This window comes from Cupriavidus sp. MEYA8, from assembly GCF_059278825.1.
The window spans coordinates 1,157,235-1,175,432 of record NZ_CM181221.1 but is presented as its reverse complement, the minus strand read 5'-3'; the positions used below and the strand labels follow the sequence as shown (position 1 = coordinate 1,175,432).

Annotated in this window: 19 protein-coding genes; 5 read left to right on the top strand and 14 right to left on the bottom strand. The window is 67.2% G+C overall.

The window, feature by feature from the left end; translation table 11 throughout:
* Positions 1 to 7 precede the first annotated feature (7 nt).
* From AC5WJ1_RS05440 to AC5WJ1_RS05430, 3 genes are all read right to left on the bottom strand, one after another.
* Positions 8 to 673, bottom strand: a complete 666-nt coding sequence (locus AC5WJ1_RS05440) for a site-2 protease family protein (RefSeq protein ID WP_133097509.1) — start codon at positions 671 to 673, stop codon at positions 8 to 10.
* A gap of 113 nt (positions 674 to 786) precedes the next feature.
* Positions 787 to 1,410 carry an L-threonylcarbamoyladenylate synthase gene (locus AC5WJ1_RS05435; RefSeq protein ID WP_133097510.1) on the bottom strand — a complete coding sequence of 208 codons (624 nt, stop codon included), beginning with the start codon at positions 1,408 to 1,410 and terminating at the stop codon, positions 787 to 789.
* 40 nt (positions 1,411 to 1,450) lie between these two features.
* The gene (locus AC5WJ1_RS05430) at positions 1,451 to 2,296 is read right to left on the bottom strand and encodes a 3',5'-nucleoside bisphosphate phosphatase (protein ID WP_133097511.1); all 846 of its coding nucleotides are present in this window, start codon (positions 2,294 to 2,296) and stop codon (positions 1,451 to 1,453) included.
* Positions 2,297 to 2,477: 181 nt separating this feature from the next.
* On the opposite strand from AC5WJ1_RS05430, the gene AC5WJ1_RS05425 reads away from it, so the two are divergent.
* Positions 2,478 to 3,563 (top strand): NAD(P)/FAD-dependent oxidoreductase, encoded by a 1,086-nt coding sequence (locus AC5WJ1_RS05425; RefSeq protein ID WP_135704955.1) that lies wholly within the window; start codon positions 2,478 to 2,480, stop codon positions 3,561 to 3,563.
* 15 nt (positions 3,564 to 3,578) lie between these two features.
* Here AC5WJ1_RS05425 and AC5WJ1_RS05420 read toward each other — a convergent pair whose 3' ends face one another.
* Complete coding sequence (locus AC5WJ1_RS05420) at positions 3,579 to 4,472, bottom strand: alpha/beta fold hydrolase (protein ID WP_494476393.1); 894 nt, start codon at positions 4,470 to 4,472, stop codon at positions 3,579 to 3,581.
* 159 nt (positions 4,473 to 4,631) lie between these two features.
* Between AC5WJ1_RS05420 and AC5WJ1_RS05415 the strand changes: the two genes are divergently transcribed.
* Positions 4,632 to 6,371, top strand: coding sequence for an acetate--CoA ligase (locus AC5WJ1_RS05415; RefSeq protein WP_494476392.1), 1,740 nt, complete (start codon positions 4,632 to 4,634; stop codon positions 6,369 to 6,371).
* On the opposite strand, the gene AC5WJ1_RS05410 is transcribed toward AC5WJ1_RS05415, so the two are convergent.
* Positions 6,368 to 7,222 (bottom strand): ferritin-like domain-containing protein, encoded by an 855-nt coding sequence (locus AC5WJ1_RS05410; RefSeq protein WP_135704952.1) that lies wholly within the window; start codon positions 7,220 to 7,222, stop codon positions 6,368 to 6,370. The genes AC5WJ1_RS05415 and AC5WJ1_RS05410 overlap by 4 nt on opposite strands.
* Before the next feature lie 147 nt (positions 7,223 to 7,369).
* Between AC5WJ1_RS05410 and AC5WJ1_RS05405 the strand changes: the two genes are divergently transcribed.
* The 3 genes from AC5WJ1_RS05405 to AC5WJ1_RS05395 all read left to right on the top strand — a co-directional run bounded on the left by AC5WJ1_RS05405 (position 7,370) and on the right by AC5WJ1_RS05395 (position 9,515).
* Positions 7,370 to 7,894, top strand: coding sequence for a gamma carbonic anhydrase family protein (locus tag AC5WJ1_RS05405; protein ID WP_135704951.1), 525 nt, complete (start codon positions 7,370 to 7,372; stop codon positions 7,892 to 7,894).
* 42 nt (positions 7,895 to 7,936) lie between these two features.
* Entirely contained in the window at positions 7,937 to 8,944 is a 1,008-nt protein-coding gene (gene hslO, locus AC5WJ1_RS05400) for an Hsp33 family molecular chaperone HslO (protein WP_133097516.1), read from the top strand.
* A gap of 139 nt (positions 8,945 to 9,083) precedes the next feature.
* Entirely contained in the window at positions 9,084 to 9,515 is a 432-nt protein-coding gene (locus tag AC5WJ1_RS05395; RefSeq protein ID WP_135704950.1) for a hypothetical protein, read from the top strand.
* Between the two features lie 37 nt (positions 9,516 to 9,552).
* Here the strand turns inward: AC5WJ1_RS05395 and ftsB are convergent, their stop codons facing one another.
* The 9 genes from ftsB to AC5WJ1_RS05350 all read right to left on the bottom strand — a co-directional run bounded on the left by ftsB (position 9,553) and on the right by AC5WJ1_RS05350 (position 18,180).
* The gene (gene ftsB, locus AC5WJ1_RS05390; protein ID WP_029046895.1) at positions 9,553 to 9,894 is read right to left on the bottom strand and encodes a cell division protein FtsB; all 342 of its coding nucleotides are present in this window, start codon (positions 9,892 to 9,894) and stop codon (positions 9,553 to 9,555) included.
* 183 nt (positions 9,895 to 10,077) lie between these two features.
* Complete coding sequence (gene eno / locus AC5WJ1_RS05385) at positions 10,078 to 11,367, bottom strand: phosphopyruvate hydratase (RefSeq protein WP_494476391.1); 1,290 nt, start codon at positions 11,365 to 11,367, stop codon at positions 10,078 to 10,080.
* Positions 11,368 to 11,455: 88 nt separating this feature from the next.
* Positions 11,456 to 11,749 (bottom strand): DUF1330 domain-containing protein, encoded by a 294-nt coding sequence (locus AC5WJ1_RS05380; protein WP_133097519.1) that lies wholly within the window; start codon positions 11,747 to 11,749, stop codon positions 11,456 to 11,458.
* Between the two features lie 82 nt (positions 11,750 to 11,831).
* Complete coding sequence (kdsA, locus tag AC5WJ1_RS05375) at positions 11,832 to 12,701, bottom strand: 3-deoxy-8-phosphooctulonate synthase (protein WP_135704949.1); 870 nt, start codon at positions 12,699 to 12,701, stop codon at positions 11,832 to 11,834.
* A gap of 27 nt (positions 12,702 to 12,728) precedes the next feature.
* The gene (pyrG, locus tag AC5WJ1_RS05370; RefSeq protein ID WP_135704948.1) at positions 12,729 to 14,381 is read right to left on the bottom strand and encodes a CTP synthase; all 1,653 of its coding nucleotides are present in this window, start codon (positions 14,379 to 14,381) and stop codon (positions 12,729 to 12,731) included.
* A gap of 173 nt (positions 14,382 to 14,554) precedes the next feature.
* The gene (locus AC5WJ1_RS05365; RefSeq protein ID WP_133097522.1) at positions 14,555 to 15,361 is read right to left on the bottom strand and encodes an alpha/beta fold hydrolase; all 807 of its coding nucleotides are present in this window, start codon (positions 15,359 to 15,361) and stop codon (positions 14,555 to 14,557) included.
* A gap of 11 nt (positions 15,362 to 15,372) precedes the next feature.
* Positions 15,373 to 16,194 (bottom strand): proteasome-type protease, encoded by an 822-nt coding sequence (locus AC5WJ1_RS05360; protein ID WP_133097523.1) that lies wholly within the window; start codon positions 16,192 to 16,194, stop codon positions 15,373 to 15,375.
* A 130-nt stretch (positions 16,195 to 16,324) separates the two neighbouring features.
* The gene (locus AC5WJ1_RS05355) at positions 16,325 to 17,170 is read right to left on the bottom strand and encodes a transglutaminase family protein (protein WP_195429609.1); all 846 of its coding nucleotides are present in this window, start codon (positions 17,168 to 17,170) and stop codon (positions 16,325 to 16,327) included.
* A 56-nt stretch (positions 17,171 to 17,226) separates the two neighbouring features.
* Positions 17,227 to 18,180 carry an alpha-E domain-containing protein gene (locus AC5WJ1_RS05350; protein WP_133097525.1) on the bottom strand — a complete coding sequence of 318 codons (954 nt, stop codon included), beginning with the start codon at positions 18,178 to 18,180 and terminating at the stop codon, positions 17,227 to 17,229.
* Between the last annotated feature and the right edge of the window lie 18 nt (positions 18,181 to 18,198).

Sequence of the window (18,198 nt, the reverse complement as noted above, 5' to 3'; positions counted from 1 at the left end):
GCCCCCGTCAGTGCAGCAGCATCACGACCGGGCGCAGCATCAGCTCGATCAGCGACATCAGCACGTTGACTACCGGCGTCATCCAGATAGTGGTGATCACGCCCGCGGCGACCAGCGCCAGCACCACGAAAATCCCGTAGGGCTCGATGCGCGACACCGCGCGCGCCACGCCCTGCGGCAGCAGTGCGGTCAGCACGCGGCCGCCGTCCAGCGGCGGCACCGGGAACAGGTTGAAGGCGGCCACCACCAGGTTGACGCGCACGCCGGCCAGCGCCATTTCGCCAAAGAAGGGTTCGCGCACGCCGGCCCACGTCAGGCCGATCGCCAGCAGCACCCAGACGAAGGCCTGCACCACGTTGCTGGCGGGGCCTGCCAGCGCCACCCACATGCCATGCCAGCGCGGATTGCGCAGGCGCTCGAACACCACCGGCACCGGCTTGGCATAGCCAAACACGAACTGGCCGCTGGTCATGATGTAGAGCAGCAGCGGCACCGCGATGGTGCCGATCGGGTCGATATGGCGGATCGGGTTCACGCTGACGCGCCCGAGCGAATAGGCCGTGTTATCGCCGAATACTTTGGCCACATAACCGTGCGACGCCTCGTGCAGCGTGATGGCGAACAGCACCGGCAGGGCATAGACCGCGAAGGTCTGGATAAGGGAGGAATCCATGTCGGCTATTGTAACGGGCCGCCGGCTTGCCAGGCGCACGGCGGCGCACCTGTGGCGGCGGCGCACCGCGGGCCTGGCGCCCGAAGTCCAGAGCCCGGGTTCAGAGCCCGGGTTCAGAGCCCGAAGCGCGAGATGTCGCCGCGGCCGGCGCGCACCAGTTCGGGCTCGCCGCTGGTCAGGTCGATCACCGTGGTCGGCTGCGCCGGCGCCGGACCGCCGCAGACCACCAGGTCGAGCTGCTTCTCCAGCCGGGCGCGGATTTCCGCCGGGTCGTTGAGCGGCTCGTCGTCGCCGGGCACCTGCAGCGTGGCCGAGATCAGCGGCTCGCCCGCTTCGCCCAGCAGCGCCAGCGGGATGGCGTGGTCGGGCACGCGTACGCCGATGGTCTTGCGCGCCGGGTGCGACAGGCGCCGCGGCACTTCCTTGGTGGCTTCCAGGATAAAGACGTACGGCCCGGGCGTGGCGCCCTTGATCCAGCGGTACTGGCGGTTGTCGACGCGGGCGAAGTTGCCCAGTTCGGACAGATCGCGGCACATCAGCGTCAGGTGGTGGCGATCGTCGATGCCGCGCAGCCGGCGCAGGCGCTCGACCGCGTGCTTGTCGTCGAGCTGGCAGGCGAGCGCGTAGCTGGAATCGGTCGGCAGCGCGATCAGTCCGCCCTTCTGCAGGATCTGCGCGGCCTGCTTGATCAGGCGCGACTGCGGGTTGAGCGGATGGATCTCGAAGTACTGGGACATGCAGGGCGCCTTTGGTTTTGCTTTTCGTTGGGCTGGCTGGTTACCAGTCGTGCCAGACCGGCGTGACCGTGGACGGCAGCGGCGGCAGCGTGCCGAGTTCGACCCGGCCTTCGCCGGGTCCGTGGAAATCCGAGCCGCGCGAGGCCAGCAGCCCGTAGTGGCGCGCCACCTCGGCATAGCGGCGGTACTGGTCCGGCGTGTGGCTGCCGGTCACGACCTCGACGGCGCCGCCGCCGAGCGACTTGAACTCGTCGAACAGGGCATCGTGCTGGGTGTCGGTGTAGTGGTAGCGGCCTGGGTGCGCCATCACGGCGATGCCGCCGGCGGTGCGGATCCAGCCCACGGCTTCGGACAGGCTGGCCCAGCGATGGCCGACATAGCCGGGCCGGCCTTCCGACAGGTATTCGCTGAACACGTCGCCGATGGTTGCGCAGTGGCCCTGGTCAACCAGCCAGCGCGCGAAATGGGTGCGCGAGATCAGGTCGGGATTGCCAACGTACTTCAGCGCGCCCGCGTAGGCGCCTTCGATGCCGACCCTGGCCAGCGCCTCGGCGATGTCGCGCGCACGCCGGGCACGTCCCGAACGGGTGTCGGTCAGGCCATCGATCAGCTCGGGACAGAACGGGTCGATCTGCAGGCCGACCACATGCACGGTCTGCCCGGCCCACGTCACCGATATCTCCACGCCGGGCACATAGCGCATGCCGAATTCTTCGGCCGCGGCGCGCGCCGCGGCCTGCCCGCCGACCTCGTCGTGGTCGGTCAGCGCCCAGTACTGGACGCCCGCATCGCGCGCGATCTCAGCCACCGCGCGGGGCGACAGCGTGCCGTCGGACACGGTGGAATGGCAGTGCAGGTCGGCGTTGATGGCGTGGGCGTTTTGCATGGGGCTCATTCTACTCCGATCGCCCTTTGCCAGCGTGGCGCCGGCGGCCTGCCGGAGGTGGTCCGGCGCCCATGGCAAAGCCCTGCCGGCAACGCTGGCGTCGCCGGGAAACGGGCTGGCGCGGGGTATAGTCGGGCTTTGCACCATCTTCCGCGGGCCGTCCGTGCCCGCCTTGCCCACCATGTCTACCGACGCCACCACCGCCGCGACCACGTCCGCCGTCACCACCACTGACGTCCTGATCGTGGGCGCCGGCCCGGTCGGGCTGTTCGCCGCCTTCCAGGCCGGCGTGCTCGGCCTCAAATGTGAACTGATCGACGTGCTCGACCGCGCCGGCGGCCAGTGCACCGAGCTGTATCCCGAGAAGCCGATCTACGACATCCCGGCCGTGCCCGGCTGCCTGGCGCAGGAACTGGTGGACCGGCTGCTGGAGCAGTGCGAGCCGTTCGCCTTCCCGATGCATTTCGGCCAGCGCGCCGAAAGCGTGTCCGAAATCCCCGGCGCCCCGGCGCAGGACGGCCATCCGGCGCACCAGCGCATGCTGGTCACCACCGATGGCGGCAAGCGCTTCGATGTCGCGGCGGTGCTGGTCTGCTCCGGCGCGGGCGCGTTCGCGCCGCAGCGCGTGGCGCTGCCCGAGGCCGCGGCGCTGGAAGATCGCCACGTGCACTACGCCGTGCGCGATGTATCGCGCTTTGCCGGCAAGCGCGTGATCGTCGCCGGCGGCGGCGATTCGGCGCTGGACTGGGCGCTGGCGCTGCGCAAGGTGGCCGCGCGCGTGACGCTGCTGCACCGGCGCGAGGGCTTCCGCGCCGCCGATGGCACCGTGGCCGAGATGCGCGCCGCGGTGGCGGCCGGCGAGATGGATTTCGTGGTCGGCATGCTCGGCACCCTGCGCACCGACGGCGATGCACTGGCCGAAGTGGAAGTGCGCACCCGCGACGGCAGCCAGATGCTGCCCGCCGATGAGCTGGTGGCGCTGTACGGCCTGGTGTCCGAACCCGGCCCGATCGCGCAATGGGACATGGACATGCGTGCCGGCCGCATCCTGGTCGACACCACCACGTATGAAAGCTCGCGCCGCGGCATTTTCGCCGCGGGCGATATCGCCTTCTATCCCAACAAGCAGAAGCTGATCTTGTCAGGCTTCCACGAAGCCGCGCTGGCGCTGCGCAAGGCGTATCACTACGCCTTCCCGGAGAAGGCGCTGGTGCATGTCCACACCAGCAACAACGCCGCGCTGAAGGAAAAGCTCACCCACGCCTGAACGCGGGCGCCGTCCCTAGCGGCAGAACGACTCGACCAGCTCGGCCACCGCGGCCGGCTGGTCATGGTGCAGCATGTGGCCGGCGTCATCGATCACGGCCTCGCGGAAATCGCGGAAGGCGCGGAAGCGCTCCTTGAACTCGTCGATGCCCTGCTTGTGGGCGATATGGCGCAGCGTCTCCGAATCGCGCGCCTCGACATGCAACACCGGCGCGCTGACCTGCTCCCAGATCGCCATCACTTCATCGAGCCGGTACAGCAACGGATTGACCAGCTTGTGCGCCGGGTCGCCCAGGATTTCCCAGCGGCCGTCGGCATTGCGGCGCGACCAGTGCGCGGCCAGGAACGCGGCGCGGTCGTCGGGCAGGCGCGGGTTGGTCTTCTGCAGGCGCGCGGCGACGCCGTCGACACTGTCGTAGGTCTTCAGCTCGGCGCCAATGCGCAACTCGTCCAGCCAGCGCGCGTAGCGTTTGGGGGCATGCGCCGGCCGTGTCGCCGTCATGCCGAAGCCTTCCAGGTCCACCACGCGGCGCACGCGTTCGGGGCGGATGCCGGCATACAGGCAGATCACGTTGGCGCCCATGCTGTGGCCGACCAGGTCCACCTGCCCTTCCGGCTGGTAGTGGTCGAGCAGCGCCTCCATGTCGGCGATGTAGTCCGGGAACCAGTACGACTGCGTGCCGGGATAGCGCGAAGGCCAGTCGGTCTCGCCAAACCCGCGCCAGTCGGGAGCGATCACGTGCCAGTCGCCGCGCAGGTGGTCGACCAGGAACTGGAACGAGGCGGCCACATCCATCCAGCCATGCAGCATGAACAGCTTGCGCGCGCCGGGCGTACCCCAGTGGCGCACGTGGTAGCGCAGCCCGCGCAACGTGATAAATTCAGACCGCGAGGTTTCCTTGATTGTCATTGTCTCCACCCTGGCGTCGGGTCTTCCTGCCGCGGGGGCTGGCGAAGGGAAGCCTCGACAAAATAGAACGATCGTTCGCTTGTTGGCATTATAGCGGCCAGCGCCATTTGCAGCTTGCCGCGCAGGGCGAACGGACAGCAGACCTTCAGGAGACCTTGGATGGCCGCAGCTGCCTTGCCGGCAAGCCGGCGCGACGACTACCGCGCGCTGTACGAATCCTTCCGCTGGGAAATCCCCCCGAACTTCAACATTGCCGAAGCCTGCTGCGGCCGCTGGGCGCGCGATCCGGCAACCATGGACCGCATCGCCGTCTATACCGAGCACGAAGACGGCCGGCGCAACGCGCATACCTTCTCCTACATCCAGGCCGAGGCCAACCGGCTCTCGGCGGCGCTGCGCGACCTGGGCGTGGCGCGCGGCGACCGGGTGGCGATCGTGATGCCGCAGCGGATCGAGACCGTGATCGCCCACATGGCGATCTATCAGCTGGGCGCGATCGCGATGCCGCTGTCGATGCTGTTCGGGCCGGAGGCGCTGGCCTACCGCATCGCGCACAGCGAAGCCAGCGTGGCGATTGCCGACGAAACCTCGATCGACAACGTGCTCGCCGCGCGCCCTGAATGCCCGGCGCTGGCCACCGTGATCGCCGCCGGCGATGCGCATGGCCGCGGCGACCATGACTGGGACGTGCTGCTGGCCGCGCAGCTGCCCACCTTCACTGCCGTAGAGACCAAGGCCGGCGAGGCCGCCGTGCTGATCTACACCAGCGGCACCACCGGCCCGCCCAAGGGCGCGCTGATCCCGCACCGCGCGCTGGTCGGCAACCTGACTGGCTTTGTCTGCTCGCAGAACTGGTTTCCGCAGGACGGCGACGTGTTCTGGAGCCCGGCCGACTGGGCCTGGACCGGCGGGCTGTGGGATGCGCTGATGCCGGCGCTGTACTTCGGCAAGCCCATCGTCGGCTACCAGGGCCGTTTCTCCGCCGAGCGCGCCTTCGAGCTGCTCGAGCGCTACGCCGTCACCAACACCTTCCTGTTCCCGACCGCGCTCAAGCAGATGATGAAGGCCTGCCCCGAGCCGCGGCAGCGCTACGACATCAGGTTGCGCGCCTTGATGAGCGCCGGCGAAGCGGTTGGCGAGACCGTGTTCGGCTGGTGCCGCGACGCCCTCGGCGTGATCGTCAACGAGATGTTCGGCCAGACCGAGATCAACTACATCGTCGGCAACTGCACCGCGCAGAACGACGGCGAGCGCCTGGGCTGGCCGGCGCGGCCCGGCTCGATGGGACGCCCCTACCCCGGCCATCGTGTGCAGGTGATCGACGAAGAAGGCCGCCCCTGCGCGCCGGGCGAGGACGGCGAAGTTGCGGTCTGCGCCACCGATAGCGCCGGGCATCCGGACCCGGTGTTCTTCCTCGGCTACTGGAAGAACGAGGCGGCGACCGCGGGCAAGTACGTCGAGCGCGACGGCCTGCGCTGGTGCCGCACCGGCGACCTCGCGCGCATCGATGCCGACGGCTACCTGTGGTACCAGGGCCGTGCCGACGATGTGTTCAAATCCTCGGGCTACCGCATCGGGCCGAGCGAGATCGAGAACTGCCTGCTCAGGCATCCGGCGGTGTCCAACTGCGCCGTGGTGCCCTCGCCCGATCCCGAGCGCGGCGCGGTGGTCAAGGCCTTCGTGGTGCTGACGCCGGCGGTGGCGCGCTCATTCGACGCCGACGCGGCGCTGGTGGCGGAACTGCAGGCGCATGTGCGCGGGCAGCTGGCGCCGTACGAGTATCCGAAGGCGATCGAGTTTATCGACCAGTTGCCGATGACGACCACCGGGAAGATACAGCGGCGGGTGCTGCGCTTACTGGAGGAAGAGCGGGCGGCGCAGCGCCGGCAGTCGGCCTAGCCAGCCGACGCTTCCAGCCAGGCCAGCTCATCCTCATCAAACCCGGCCGCGCGCCGAGCATCGAGGTTGAATGGCCCGCGCAGCTTCGGCGCACGGTACTGCTCGGCCAGTCGCGCATAGGTAGCAACCGGCTCCAGCTTGCGCTGCGCGCACAGCCAGCGGTACCAGTGGTTGCCGATCGCAACATGGCCGACCTCGTCGCGCAGGATGATATCGATGATCGCCGCGGCGGCATGATCCCCGGCGCCGGCCAGCCTGGCGCGCACCGGCGGCGAGGCATCGAGCCCGCGCGCTTCCAGCGTGCGCGGCACCAGCGCCATGCGCGCCAGCACGTCGCCGGCGGTCTTGTCGGTCATCTCCCACAGGCTGTTGTGCGCGGGAAAATCGCCGTAGGCCGCACCCAGTGTGCCCAGATGCCCGGCCAGCAGCGTGAAATGCAGCGCCTCTTCGTCGGCCACGCGCAACCAGTCGCGGTAGTAGGCCGGCGGCATGCCGGAGAAGCGCCACACCGCATCCAGCGCGAGGTTGATAGCGTTGAATTCGATATGGCACAGCGCGTGGATCATCGCCGCGCGGCCGGCGGGCGTATGCAGCGAGCGGCGCCGTTCGACGCCCTGCGGCGCCACCAGTACCGGCCGTGCCGGACGTCCCGGGATGGTATGGCCCGCGCCGGCATCGATCGCCTCGTCCGCATGCAGCGCCGCATCGGACAGCGCCATGGCATCGCGGTACAACGCGCGCGCGGCGCCGGCCTTTTCGCGCGGATCGGTCATGCACAGCACCGCCAGCGCGCGATGGCGCGGCGAAAGTGACGGATCAGGCAAAGCGGCGGCGGGAGTTTTTTCTGGCATGGGCGTAAAATCCGGACTGCCGCCATTGTAGGGCCTCGCCGGCACCCACCCTTGTGCCTGGCCATGCAGTTCCCCACAGACCCGCTGACTCTTTAAAGTCCGGCGGCAACCCCCACTTCAACAAAAGCCTTTCGTGCAGGAGACCTCATGGCGCTTTACCAGCTCGGCGACGTCAAGCCCAATATCGACAGCGAAGCCTACGTGGCCCCGGAAGCCACCGTCATCGGCAACGTGACCCTCAAGTCCCGCGCCAGCGCCTGGCCCGGTGTCGTGATCCGCGGCGACAACGAGCCGATCATGGTGGGGCATGACACCAATATCCAGGAGGGCGCGGTGCTGCACACCGACCCGGGCTGCCCGCTGACCCTGGGCGACAAGGTTTCGATCGGCCACCAGGCCATGCTGCATGGCTGCACTGTCGGCGAAGGCTCGCTGATCGGCATCCAGGCCGTGGTGCTGAACCGTGCCGTGATCGGCAAGGAATGCCTGGTGGGCGCGGGCGCCGTGGTCACCGAGGGCAAGGTCTTCCCGGACCGCTCGCTGATCCTGGGCGCGCCGGCCAAGGTGGTGCGGCAGCTGACGGATGAGGACGTCGCCAACCTCTATCGCAACGCCGAAACCTACGCCTCGCGGCAGGCCATGTACAAGCAACAGCTCAAGCGGATCGGCTGAACGCAGCCGCGACCGCGTCCATCGCATTACTCGACAGACAACGTGACTCAGACTACCCCCACCACCCCCGACACCCTGCAGAAGTTCCTGTTCGACGCCGCCCCGGTGCGCGGCGAACTGGTGCGCATGGAAGCCACCTGGCAGGAAGTGCTGGGCCGCCACCGCTACCCCACGCCGGTGCGCCGGCTGCTGGGCGAGATGATGGCCGCCGCGGCACTGCTGTCAGCCAACCTGAAGTTCAACGGCGCGCTGGTGATGCAGCTGCACGGCGACGGCCCGGTGCGGATGCTGGTGGTGGAATGCCTGTCCGACCTGTCGATGCGGGCCACCGCCAAGCTGGCCGAGGGCGCCGAGATTGCCGACGACGCCACGCTGGCCGACCTGGTCCATGCGCACGGCCACGGCCGCTTTGCCATCACGCTCGACCCCAAGGACAAGCTGCCGGGACAGCAGCCGTACCAGGGCATCGTGCCGCTGGCGGACGAGCACGGTCCGCTGCCGTCGATCAGTGCGGTGCTGGAGCACTACATGAAGGCCTCCGAGCAGCTCGACACGCGCCTGTGGCTGGCCGCCGACGATCGCGTGGCCGCCGGCATGCTGCTGCAGAAGCTGCCCTCCTACGGCGGCACCGCCGACGTAGGCGAAACCGGCGCGCCGCTGGCCAGCCATGCCAGGGCCCAGGACCTGGATACCTGGGATCGCGCGGTGCAGCTGGGCTCCACGCTCAAGGCCGAGGAACTGCTGGCCGAATCGCCCGAGACGCTGCTGCGCCGCCTGTTCTGGGAAGACCTGCAGGACGCCGGCCTGCGCGTGTTTGAGCCGATGACGCCGCATTTCCATTGCTCGTGCTCGCGGCCCAAGGTGGCGGGCATGCTGCAGTCGCTGGGGCGTGAAGAGATCGAGGGCATCATCGCCGAGCGCGGCAACGTGGAGATCCATTGCGATTTCTGCGGCCAGCGCTATGAATTTGACCCGGTCGACTGCGCCCAGCTGTTCTCGGCCACGCACATCGCCACCGGCGCCGGGGCCGGCGCGCACCAGCACCACTGAGGCGGCATTCCTCGGCTCGGCCCGTGGCGGGAGCGGCAGGGGAGCGGCAGGGAGCGGCGAAATGGAAACATCCGGCGCGCCGCCCGGTCCAACGGCTGTACGATCGCTATACCCGCGAGCCGTGAGCCTGAGGACCGTCATGAACGCCGAAGCCTCCCTCCCGTTACCAGAATCCGGCGCCACGACAGCGGCCGCCACGCGCGGCTGCTTGCGTGGCGCTTTTGTTTTGGCCGCGGCAGTCGCCCTGCTGCTGGCCACCGGCTGCGCGCAGATCCCGCGCGACGCCAACGGCTCGCCCCCGACGGCGCGGCTCGCCCCGAATGCCATGCCGCCCGCCCGGCTGACGCCCGAAGCACGGCAAAAGCTCGATGCCCTGAACCAGGAGGTGCTGCGCGAGCAGGCCGACGCCATCGCGCGGCAGCAACAGGCCGAGGCCTATGCGCGTGCGGCATATGCCTATCCCAATACCAGCTGGAACCTGTTTTACGGAGGATGGGGGGGCGGCCACTGGGGTGGCGGCGTCAGCGTGGGAATGCCCGGCTACTGGGGCGGCTATCCGTACTGGTGGTGACGGCCACGGTGCCGCCGGGCAGGAAGCAGAACGTTGATCAGTGTCCGCCGCGCCCGGCGACGGAGTTCGCCGGCGGCGGCAGCGGCGGCGTGGCGCTGACCTTGGGAGCCGGTGCCACGAACTGCACGAACACCTCGCCTTCCCTCACCATGCCCAGCTCATAGCGCGCACGTTCCTCGATCGCGCCGGTGCCGTCCTGCAGGTCGGCAACTTCCCCTTCCAGCTTGGCATTGCGCAGCTTGAGCGTCTGGTTGCGGGTACCTTGCTCGGTCAGCTGGCGGTTCAGGTCCCAGACGCGCAGCCAGCCACCCTTGCCCAGCCAGAGCGGATACTGGACCGCGAGCAGCAGCACGAACAACAGCAGCGAAATCAGACGCATGAAAGGTTGCGGACGAGAAATTCCGCACAATGATCTGCGAAGTCGGCCCGGAAGGCAATTGCCAGGCAGATTTCGATACAAAAACGGCGGTGGCCGGATGTTATCCGTGCCACCGCCTTTTCACAGCCATCACGTCATGCCGCACTAACGCACTAATGCGCTAACGGGCACGACGGGCAAGGTTCAGCGCAGGTTGTAGAACGCGCCCTTGCCCGGGTAGCTGGCGATATCGCCGAGGTCTTCCTCGATGCGCAGCAGCTGATTGTACTTGGCCATGCGGTCCGAGCGCGACAGCGAGCCGGTCTTGATCTGGCCGGCGTTGGTGCCCACGGCGATGTCGGCAATGGTGCTGTCTTCGGTTTCGCCCGAGCGGTGCGAGATCACGGCGGTATAGCCGGCGCGCTTGGCCATCTCGATGGCGGCGAAGGTTTCGGTCAGGGTGCCGATCTGGTTGATCTTGATCAGGATCGAGTTGCCGATGCCCTTCTCGATGCCTTCCTTCAGGATCTTGGTGTTGGTGACGAACAGGTCGTCTCCCACCAGCTGCACGCGCTTGCCCAGCTTGTCGGTCAGCGTCTTCCAGCCGTCCCAGTCGCCTTCGGCCATGCCGTCCTCGATCGACACGATCGGGAACTTGTCGCACAGGTTGGCCAGGTAGTCGGCGAACTGGGCCGAGGTCAGCTTCAGGCCTTCGCCTTCCAGCTGGTACACGCCTTCGCCTTCGTGGTAGAACTCGCTGGCGGCGCAGTCCAGCGCCAGCAGCACGTCTTCACCGGCGCGGTAGCCGGCCTTCTCGATGGCTTGCACGATGGTGTTCAGGCATTCCTCGTTGGACGAGAAGTTCGGCGCGAAGCCGCCCTCGTCGCCCACCGCGGTGGACATGCCCTTGTCGGCCAGGATCTTCTTCAGCGCGTGGAAGATTTCGGCGCCGCAACGCAGCGCTTCGCGGAAGCTGGTCTGCGACACCGGCATGACCATGAATTCCTGGATGTCCAGGCTGTTGTTGGCGTGCGCGCCGCCGTTGACGATGTTCATCATCGGCACCGGCAGTTGCATCGCGCCCGAGCCGCCGAAGTAGCGGTACAGCGGCAGGCCGGCTTCTTCAGCGGCGGCCTTGGCCACGGCCATCGACACGGCCAGCATGGCGTTGGCGCCCAGGCGGCCCTTGTTCTCGGTGCCGTCGAGGTCGATCAGGGTGCGGTCCAGGAAGGCCTGCTCGGAGGCGTCCAGGCCCATGATGGCTTCGGAGATTTCGGTGTTGATGTGCTCGACGGCCTTCAGCACGCCCTTGCCCAGGTAACGCGACTTGTCGCCGTCACGCAGTTCGATGGCTTCGCGCGAACCGGTCGATGCGCCCGACGGCACCGCGGCGCGGCCCATCACGCCCGATTCCAGCAGCACGTCGCATTCGACGGTGGGGTTGCCGCGCGAGTCGAGAACCTCGCGACCGATGATATCTACGATTGCACTCATGAATTCCTCTCTGACTGTTGATTCTTGCTGCTGCTGATTACTTCAACCTGTGCCTGTGTCAGGCGCGTGTCAAGCTGCCCGACAACCCTCAGGCAGCGCCTTCCACCACGATCATGTTCATCTTTGCCGCATGCTCGCGCGCCTTGCGGGCCGCGCGATAGGCTTCGCCGTCGTGGAACGACTTGGCGGCTTCATAGCTGGGGAATTTCAGCACCACGACGCGGCTCGGCGCCCACTCGCCTTCCAGCGGCTCGGTCTTGCCGCCGCGTACCAGCACCTCGGCGCCATGGATCTGCATGGCCTTGCTCGACAGCACTTTGTATTCTTCGTACTGCTGGGGGTCGGTCACGTCGACGTAGGCGATGATATAGCCCGCGGCCATGGAGAATCTCCCGATTTTTTGTATTGTCTTTCGATATGGTTTGTCACCACCGGCATTGCGGTGGTGACAAGACCGGGCCTGCTCAGGCGCAGGCCGGCCAGCCGAAGTTGTCTTCCAGGAAACCGGCGCGCTTGACCAGCGTGTCCAGTTCCTTGAGTACGGCCAGCAGTTCCTTCATGCGCGACAGCGGCACCGCGTTGGGGCCGTCGGACATCGCCTTGCTCGGATCCGGGTGCGTTTCCATGAACAGGCCCGCCACGCCGGTGGCGACGGCGGCGCGCGACAGCACCGGCACGAACTCGCGCTGGCCGCCGGAGCTGGTGCCCTGGCCGCCCGGCAGCTGCACCGAGTGGGTGGCGTCGAACACCACCGGGGCACCGGTCTCGCGCATGATCGCCAGCGAGCGCATGTCGGACACGAGGTTGTTGTAGCCGAACGAGACGCCGCGTTCGCAGGCCATGAAGACGTCATCCGGCAGGCCGGCTTCGCGCGCGGCGTCGCGGGCCTTGTCGATCACGTTCTTCATGTCGCCCGGCGCCAGGAACTGGCCCTTCTTGATGTTCACCGGCTTGCCGCTCTGGGCGCAGGCACGGATGAAATCGGTCTGGCGGCACAGGAAGGCCGGGGTCTGCAGCACGTCGACCACGGCGGCGACGGGCTTGATCTCGTCGATCTCGTGGATGTCGGTCAGCACCGGCACGCCGACTTCGCGCTTGACGGTCGCCAGGATCTCCAGGCCCTTCTCCATCCCCAGGCCGCGGAACGATTTGCCGGAAGAACGGTTGGCCTTGTCGAACGACGACTTGTAGATGAACGGGATGCCCAGTTCAGCGGTGATGGCCTTGAGCTCGCCGGCGGTATCCAGCGCCATCTGCTCGGACTCGATCACGCACGGACCGGCGATCAGGAAGAACGGCTTGTCGAGGCCGACCTCGAATCCACAGAGTTTCATGACAGACTCCTCTCTTGCCGCCTGGCCTCAGGCGCCCTTGCGCTGCTGGCTGGCAAGCGCGGCTTCGACGTAGGCCTTGAACAGCGGATGGCCGTCACGCGGCGTCGAGGTGAATTCCGGGTGGAACTGCACGCCGACGAACCACGGGTGCATCGACTCCGGCAGCTCCATCATTTCCGGCAGGTTCTCGGTCGGGGTACGGGCCGAGATCACCATGCCGGCGTTTTCCAGCGTCGGCACGTAATGGTTGTTGACCTCGTAGCGGTGACGGTGGCGCTCGTTGACCTCGGCGCCGTAGATGGCGTTGGCCTTGGTGCCTTCCTTGACCGGCACGCGCTGCGCGCCCAGGCGCATGGTGCCGCCCAGATCGGAATCGGCCGAGCGCTGCTCGACCTTGCCTTCGCGGTCGACCCACTCGGTGATCAGCGCGACCACCGGGTGTTCGGTTTCAAGGTTGAATTCGGTCGAGTTGGCGTCGGCCATATTGGCCACGTGGCGGGCAAACTCGATCACGGCCAGCTGCATGCCCAGGCAGATGCCCAGGTACGGCACCTTGTTCTCGCGGGCGTACTGGATCGCGCGGATCTTGCCTTCCGTGCCGCGCTTGCCGAAGCCGCCCGGCACCAGGATTGCGTCGAGGGGGGCCAGCACTTCGAGGTGGCCCGATTCCAGTTCCTCGGAATCGATGTACTCGATGTTGACGCGCGTGGCGGTGTGCATGCCGGCGTGGCGCAGCGCCTCGATCAGCGACTTGTACGACTCGGTCAGGTCGACGTACTTGCCGACCATGCCGATGGTGATTTCGTGCTCGGGATGTTCCTGGGCGTTGACCAGCTTCTGCCACATCGACAGGTCGGCCGGGCGCGGATCCAGGCGCAGTTCCTCGCAGATCAGCCGGTCGAGGCCCTGCTCGTTGAGCATCTGCGGGATCTTGTAGATGCTGTCCGCATCCCACACCGAGATCACGGCGTCCTGCGGGATATTGGCGAACAGCGAGATCTTGGCGCGCTCGTCGTCCGGGATCGGGCGGTCGGCGCGGCACAGCAGCGCGGTCGGCGAAATGCCGATTTCACGCAGTTTCTGCACCGAGTGCTGGGTCGGCTTGGTCTTCAGCTCGCCGGCGCTGGCAATGAACGGCACCAGCGTCAGGTGCACGAAGGCAGCGTGGTTGCGTCCCATGCGCAGGCTCATCTGGCGCGCGGCTTCCAGGAACGGCAGCGATTCGATGTCACCCACGGTACCGCCGATTTCCACCAGCGCCACGTCGGCCTTGCCGTCGTGCGAGGCAGCGGCGCCCTTCTCGATGAAGGCCTGGATCTCGTTGGTGATATGCGGAATCACCTGCACGGTCTTGCCGAGGTATTCGCCGCGGCGCTCCTTGCGGATCACCGATTCGTAGATCTGGCCGGTGGTGAAGTTGTTCGACTTGCGCATCTTGGCCGAGACGAAACGCTCGTAGTGGCCGAGATCGAGGTCGGTTTCCGCACCGTCTTCCGTGACAAACACCTCGCCATGCTGGAAGGGGCTCATCGTGCCGGGATCGACGTTGATGTAGGGATCTAGCTTGAGGAGGGTGACTTTGAGGCCGCGCGACTCAAGAATGGCCGCGAGCGAGGCAGCAGCGATGCCCTTGCCGAGAGAAGAGACGACGCCACCGGTGACGAAGACGAATTTGGTCATAAACCGAGCTTGCCGGGGAAATCGGGATTATACATGAGAGCCCGGTCCGCGCCGACCCGGAAATTGTGACAGCCCCGCCCGCCAATCGCCTGGCGGGCGGGGCTCTATGGGGATCTTCCGGGCCGCGCGGCAGGCTGCGCCGCATGCGCCGCTTGAAAATGATCAACGAAGGATCAGCGCCCGTCGCGGCGCATCGCTCCGATCAGGTCGCGCACCAGTTGCGCCGTTTCCTGCGGCCGCTCCATCGGGTATAAATGGCCGCCCTCGATAAAGCGCAGGTTTTCGCCCACGAGCTTGCGGGTCGCGGCAAGGCCGCACTGGCGCACCTCGCGCGAGCGCGTACCGGCGACAAAGCCGACCGGCACCGGCGCGCCCCGCCTGAGCTTGCGCCCCAGGCTGGTAGGCAGCGTGCGGTAGATCCAGTACTCGACCTCGCGGTCGAAGCGCAGGCGCCGCTCGTTGCCCTTGCCGGTCGGCTCGGTGCCATGGAGCGCATAGTCGCGCAGCACCTCCTGGTCCCACACGGCAAAATTCGGCTTGCCGCGGAAGTGCTGCCACACGGCCTCGGCATCGGGCCAGTGCGTGCGCCGGTTCTTCGTCACCGCCGCCGGGCCGGGCTTTTCGTCGATGCCGAGCACCTGCGCCGTCTTCAGCAGCGAGGCGCGCCAGCCGGCAATGATCGGCGAATCCAGCATCACCACGCCGCGCACCCATTCGGGCCGGCGCAGCGCCGCCATCATCGACAGGAAGCCGCCCAGCGAATGGCCCACCAGCCAGACCGGCTCGCGGTACTGGCGCCCCACTTCCTCGAGCAGTTCTTCCACCAGATGCGGCCAGCCACGCGTGACCGGAAACTGGGGCCGGTGGCCGTAACGGTCCACGGCGCGGAACTCGAACTCGCCGTCCAGTTCGCCGAACAGCTTGCGGTACGTCGTGACCGGAAAGCCGTTGGCATGTGAAAAATGGATGATCTCGCGCACCGCCCCGCCCCTCATTCCTGGGTGCGGGAGGGATTGCGCCTGGCGCGCACGGGCTGGCCCCAGCAGTCGCCCTCGCCGCTGCGCGCCAGCGGGAAGTCGGCCGGCAGGGCCGGGTCCCATTCGGGGTTGTGGATTTCGCCGAACACCTGGCGCAGCCGGTGGCCCCAGGTATCGCGGATCATGCGGAAATAGGCGTTGCGCTCGTCGATGTTGACGAAGCGCGTCACGCGCAGCGAATCCGCCTCGTAGACCAGCAGGTCCAGCGGCAAACCCACTGAAATATTGGACTTCAGCGTCGAATCCATCGAGATCAGCGCGCATTTCGCGCCCTCGGCCAGCGGCAGCGACGGATGCACGACGCGGTCGATGATGGGCTTGCCGTACTTGGCCTCGCCGATCTGGAAATAACAGTTTTCCGGCGTGGCTTCGACGAAGTTGCCGGCGGCATAGATGTTGAACAGCCGCACCCGCTCGCCGCGGACCTGGCCGCCGAAGATCAGGCTGACGTTGAATTCGATGCCGGCATCGCGCAGCGCATGCGCGTCGCGCTTGTGCACCTGGCGCACCGCGTCACCGACGATGGACGCGGCTTCGAACATGTCCCGCGCGTTCCACAACGAGCGCTTGTCGTCGTGGTTCTCCGCCAGGATCTGGCGCACCGACTGGCTGATGGCGAGGTTGCCCGCGGTCATCAGCACCATCACGCGGTCGCCTGGCTCTTCGAACACGGTCATCTTGCGTGCCGTCGAGATGGCGTCCACCCCGGCGTTGGTGCGGGAATCGGACAGGAATACCAGGCCGGCATCCAGCCGCATGGCTACACAGTACGTCATGGTCTTGTTCTGGTGTTCTTGTCGGACGGCCGGGAGTGGCCGGCCGGAGGGCTGCATTAACGGATTCTAGCGCCGCTGCCGTGTCTCGGTGCCGGTTCTGGAATGTGGCACCTAATTGGCGCGGCCGAAGCTAGACCGGATCGACAAGCGGCGTGATCACGACATTGACCTCGAGCGTCTCGCCGGCACCGCCCTCCAGGATGCCCCGGACCGGTGCGGCAGACTGGTAGTCGCGCCCCACGGCGAGGCGGACATGGCGCTCGTCGGTGAGGCAGCCGTGGGTGATGTCGATGCTGCACCAGATCTCGCGCTGGGGATCCAGACAAACGTCGGCCCATGCATGGCTGGCCAGTTCGGTCGCGGCGGGATCGTAGAAGTAGCCGCTCACATAGCGCGCCGGCACACCGAGCGCGCGGCATACCGCCACCATCACTTGCGCCTGATCCTGGCACACGCCGCTGCCCAGGCCGAACGCCTCGGCGGCTGAAGTCCCGACATCGGTGGTATTGGGCTTGTAGCGGACGCGTTCGCCGACGGCCTGGGCCAGCGCCAGCAACGCGGGAATTTCATGGCCCGAGGCCAGGAAAGGCGCGGCGAAGGCCTGCATCTCGCGCGGCGCCGTGGTCAGCGGCGTGCTGCCGAGGAAGTACAGCGGCGACACGCGCGATTCGCCGGCCGGCGGCGCATCGCAGAAGGCATGGTGGCCGTCGCGGTCGAGGTCGCCATGCGGAGGCAGCACTTCCACTTCGCCGCTGGCTTCGATGGCAATGGTGTCCGCCGGGCCCGCCACGGTGAAGTTGTGCACGATGTTACCGAAGCCGTCGCACGCCGCCGACGGGTTGCCCGGCGTGCTCAGCTGCCAGCTGTGCACGGTCTGCAGCGGGCCCGAGCGCGGCTCGAGCCGCAGCTCGTGCACGCTGCGGCGCACCGGCTCGGCATAGCGGTAGACAGTATGGTGGTGGATCTTGTATTTCACGGTATCAGGGCGCGGCGCGGCGGCGGCAGCACATGGTCGTTGCCGGCGCGCCCATGTCAGGCCGCCTGCAGCGGTACCAGGAAGTCCCGGCTGATGCCATTGCCGAGATCGCCGATGCGCTCCAGGAAGCTGGTCAGGTACGCATGCAGGCCGACGGCAAAGATGTCGTCGATGCGCGCGTATTTGAGGTCGGCGTGGAGTTTACCAGCCTGCCGCTCGGTCTCCGCCGACTGCTGGTTGCGCACCATGGCCAGGATCGTCACCACCTCGTCCATGCTCGACACCAGCGAGCGCGGCATGTCGGGGCGCAGCACCAGCAGTTCGGCCACGCGCTGTGGCGTGACCACCGCGCGATACACCTTGCGGTAGACCTCGAAGCCGGACACCGAGCGCAGCACCGCAGCCCAGTGGTAGAAGTCGTTCTGCTCGCGGTTGGGATCGCTGTCGTCACTGCCCGAGGCCTGGAACTTGACGTCGAGGATCCGCGCGGTATTGTCGGCGCGCTCCAGGAAGGTGCCCAGCCGCATGAAGTGAAAGGCATCGTCCTTGAGCATGGTGCCGAACTGCACGCCGCGCGCCAGGTGCGAGCGGAACTTGACCCATTCGAAGAAGCTCGACGGGTCTTCCCTGAGTACGCCGTCGGCGATCATGCGCTGCACGTCGAGCCAGGTCGTGTTGACGGTTTCCCAGACTTCGGTGGTCAGCGAGCCGCGCACCGCGCGCGCGTTCTCGCGTGCCGCGCGCAGGCAACTCATGATCGACGACACATTGGTCATGTCGCGCACCATGAAGTCGATCACGTCGTCGCGCGACAGCAGGCCGTACTTGTGGTCGAAGGCCTGCGTCAGCTCCGAGATATCGAGCATCGCCCACCAGCCCTGCTCGGCCACCTCGGCCGACTGCGGCAGCAGCGAGGTCTGGTAGTTGACGTCGAGCATCCGTGCGGTGTTTTCCGCGCGCTCGGTGTAGCGGGCCATCCAGAACAGGTGGTCGGCGGTACGGCTCAGCATGTGGGCTCTCCTGGCATG

Bases quoted from the DNA above. Each gene is read 5' to 3' on its own strand.
- AC5WJ1_RS05440 (WP_133097509.1), bottom strand. From the start codon at position 673: ATGGATTCCTCCCTTATCCAGACCTTCGCGGTCTATGCCCTGCCGGTG.
- AC5WJ1_RS05435 (WP_133097510.1), bottom strand. From the start codon at position 1,410: ATGTCCCAGTACTTCGAGATCCATCCGCTCAACCCGCAGTCGCGCCTG.
- AC5WJ1_RS05430 (WP_133097511.1), bottom strand. From the start codon at position 2,296: ATGCAAAACGCCCACGCCATCAACGCCGACCTGCACTGCCATTCCACC.
- AC5WJ1_RS05425 (WP_135704955.1), top strand. From the start codon at position 2,478: ATGTCTACCGACGCCACCACCGCCGCGACCACGTCCGCCGTCACCACC.
- AC5WJ1_RS05420 (WP_494476393.1), bottom strand. From the start codon at position 4,472: ATGACAATCAAGGAAACCTCGCGGTCTGAATTTATCACGTTGCGCGGG.
- AC5WJ1_RS05415 (WP_494476392.1), top strand. From the start codon at position 4,632: ATGGCCGCAGCTGCCTTGCCGGCAAGCCGGCGCGACGACTACCGCGCG.
- AC5WJ1_RS05410 (WP_135704952.1), bottom strand. From the start codon at position 7,222: ATGCCAGAAAAAACTCCCGCCGCCGCTTTGCCTGATCCGTCACTTTCG.
- AC5WJ1_RS05405 (WP_135704951.1), top strand. From the start codon at position 7,370: ATGGCGCTTTACCAGCTCGGCGACGTCAAGCCCAATATCGACAGCGAA.
- AC5WJ1_RS05395 (WP_135704950.1), top strand. From the start codon at position 9,084: ATGAACGCCGAAGCCTCCCTCCCGTTACCAGAATCCGGCGCCACGACA.
- ftsB (WP_029046895.1), bottom strand. From the start codon at position 9,894: ATGCGTCTGATTTCGCTGCTGTTGTTCGTGCTGCTGCTCGCGGTCCAG.
- eno (WP_494476391.1), bottom strand. From the start codon at position 11,367: ATGAGTGCAATCGTAGATATCATCGGTCGCGAGGTTCTCGACTCGCGC.
- AC5WJ1_RS05380 (WP_133097519.1), bottom strand. From the start codon at position 11,749: ATGGCCGCGGGCTATATCATCGCCTACGTCGACGTGACCGACCCCCAG.
- kdsA (WP_135704949.1), bottom strand. From the start codon at position 12,701: ATGAAACTCTGTGGATTCGAGGTCGGCCTCGACAAGCCGTTCTTCCTG.
- pyrG (WP_135704948.1), bottom strand. From the start codon at position 14,381: ATGACCAAATTCGTCTTCGTCACCGGTGGCGTCGTCTCTTCTCTCGGC.
- AC5WJ1_RS05360 (WP_133097523.1), bottom strand. From the start codon at position 16,194: ATGACGTACTGTGTAGCCATGCGGCTGGATGCCGGCCTGGTATTCCTG.
- AC5WJ1_RS05350 (WP_133097525.1), bottom strand. From the start codon at position 18,180: ATGCTGAGCCGTACCGCCGACCACCTGTTCTGGATGGCCCGCTACACC.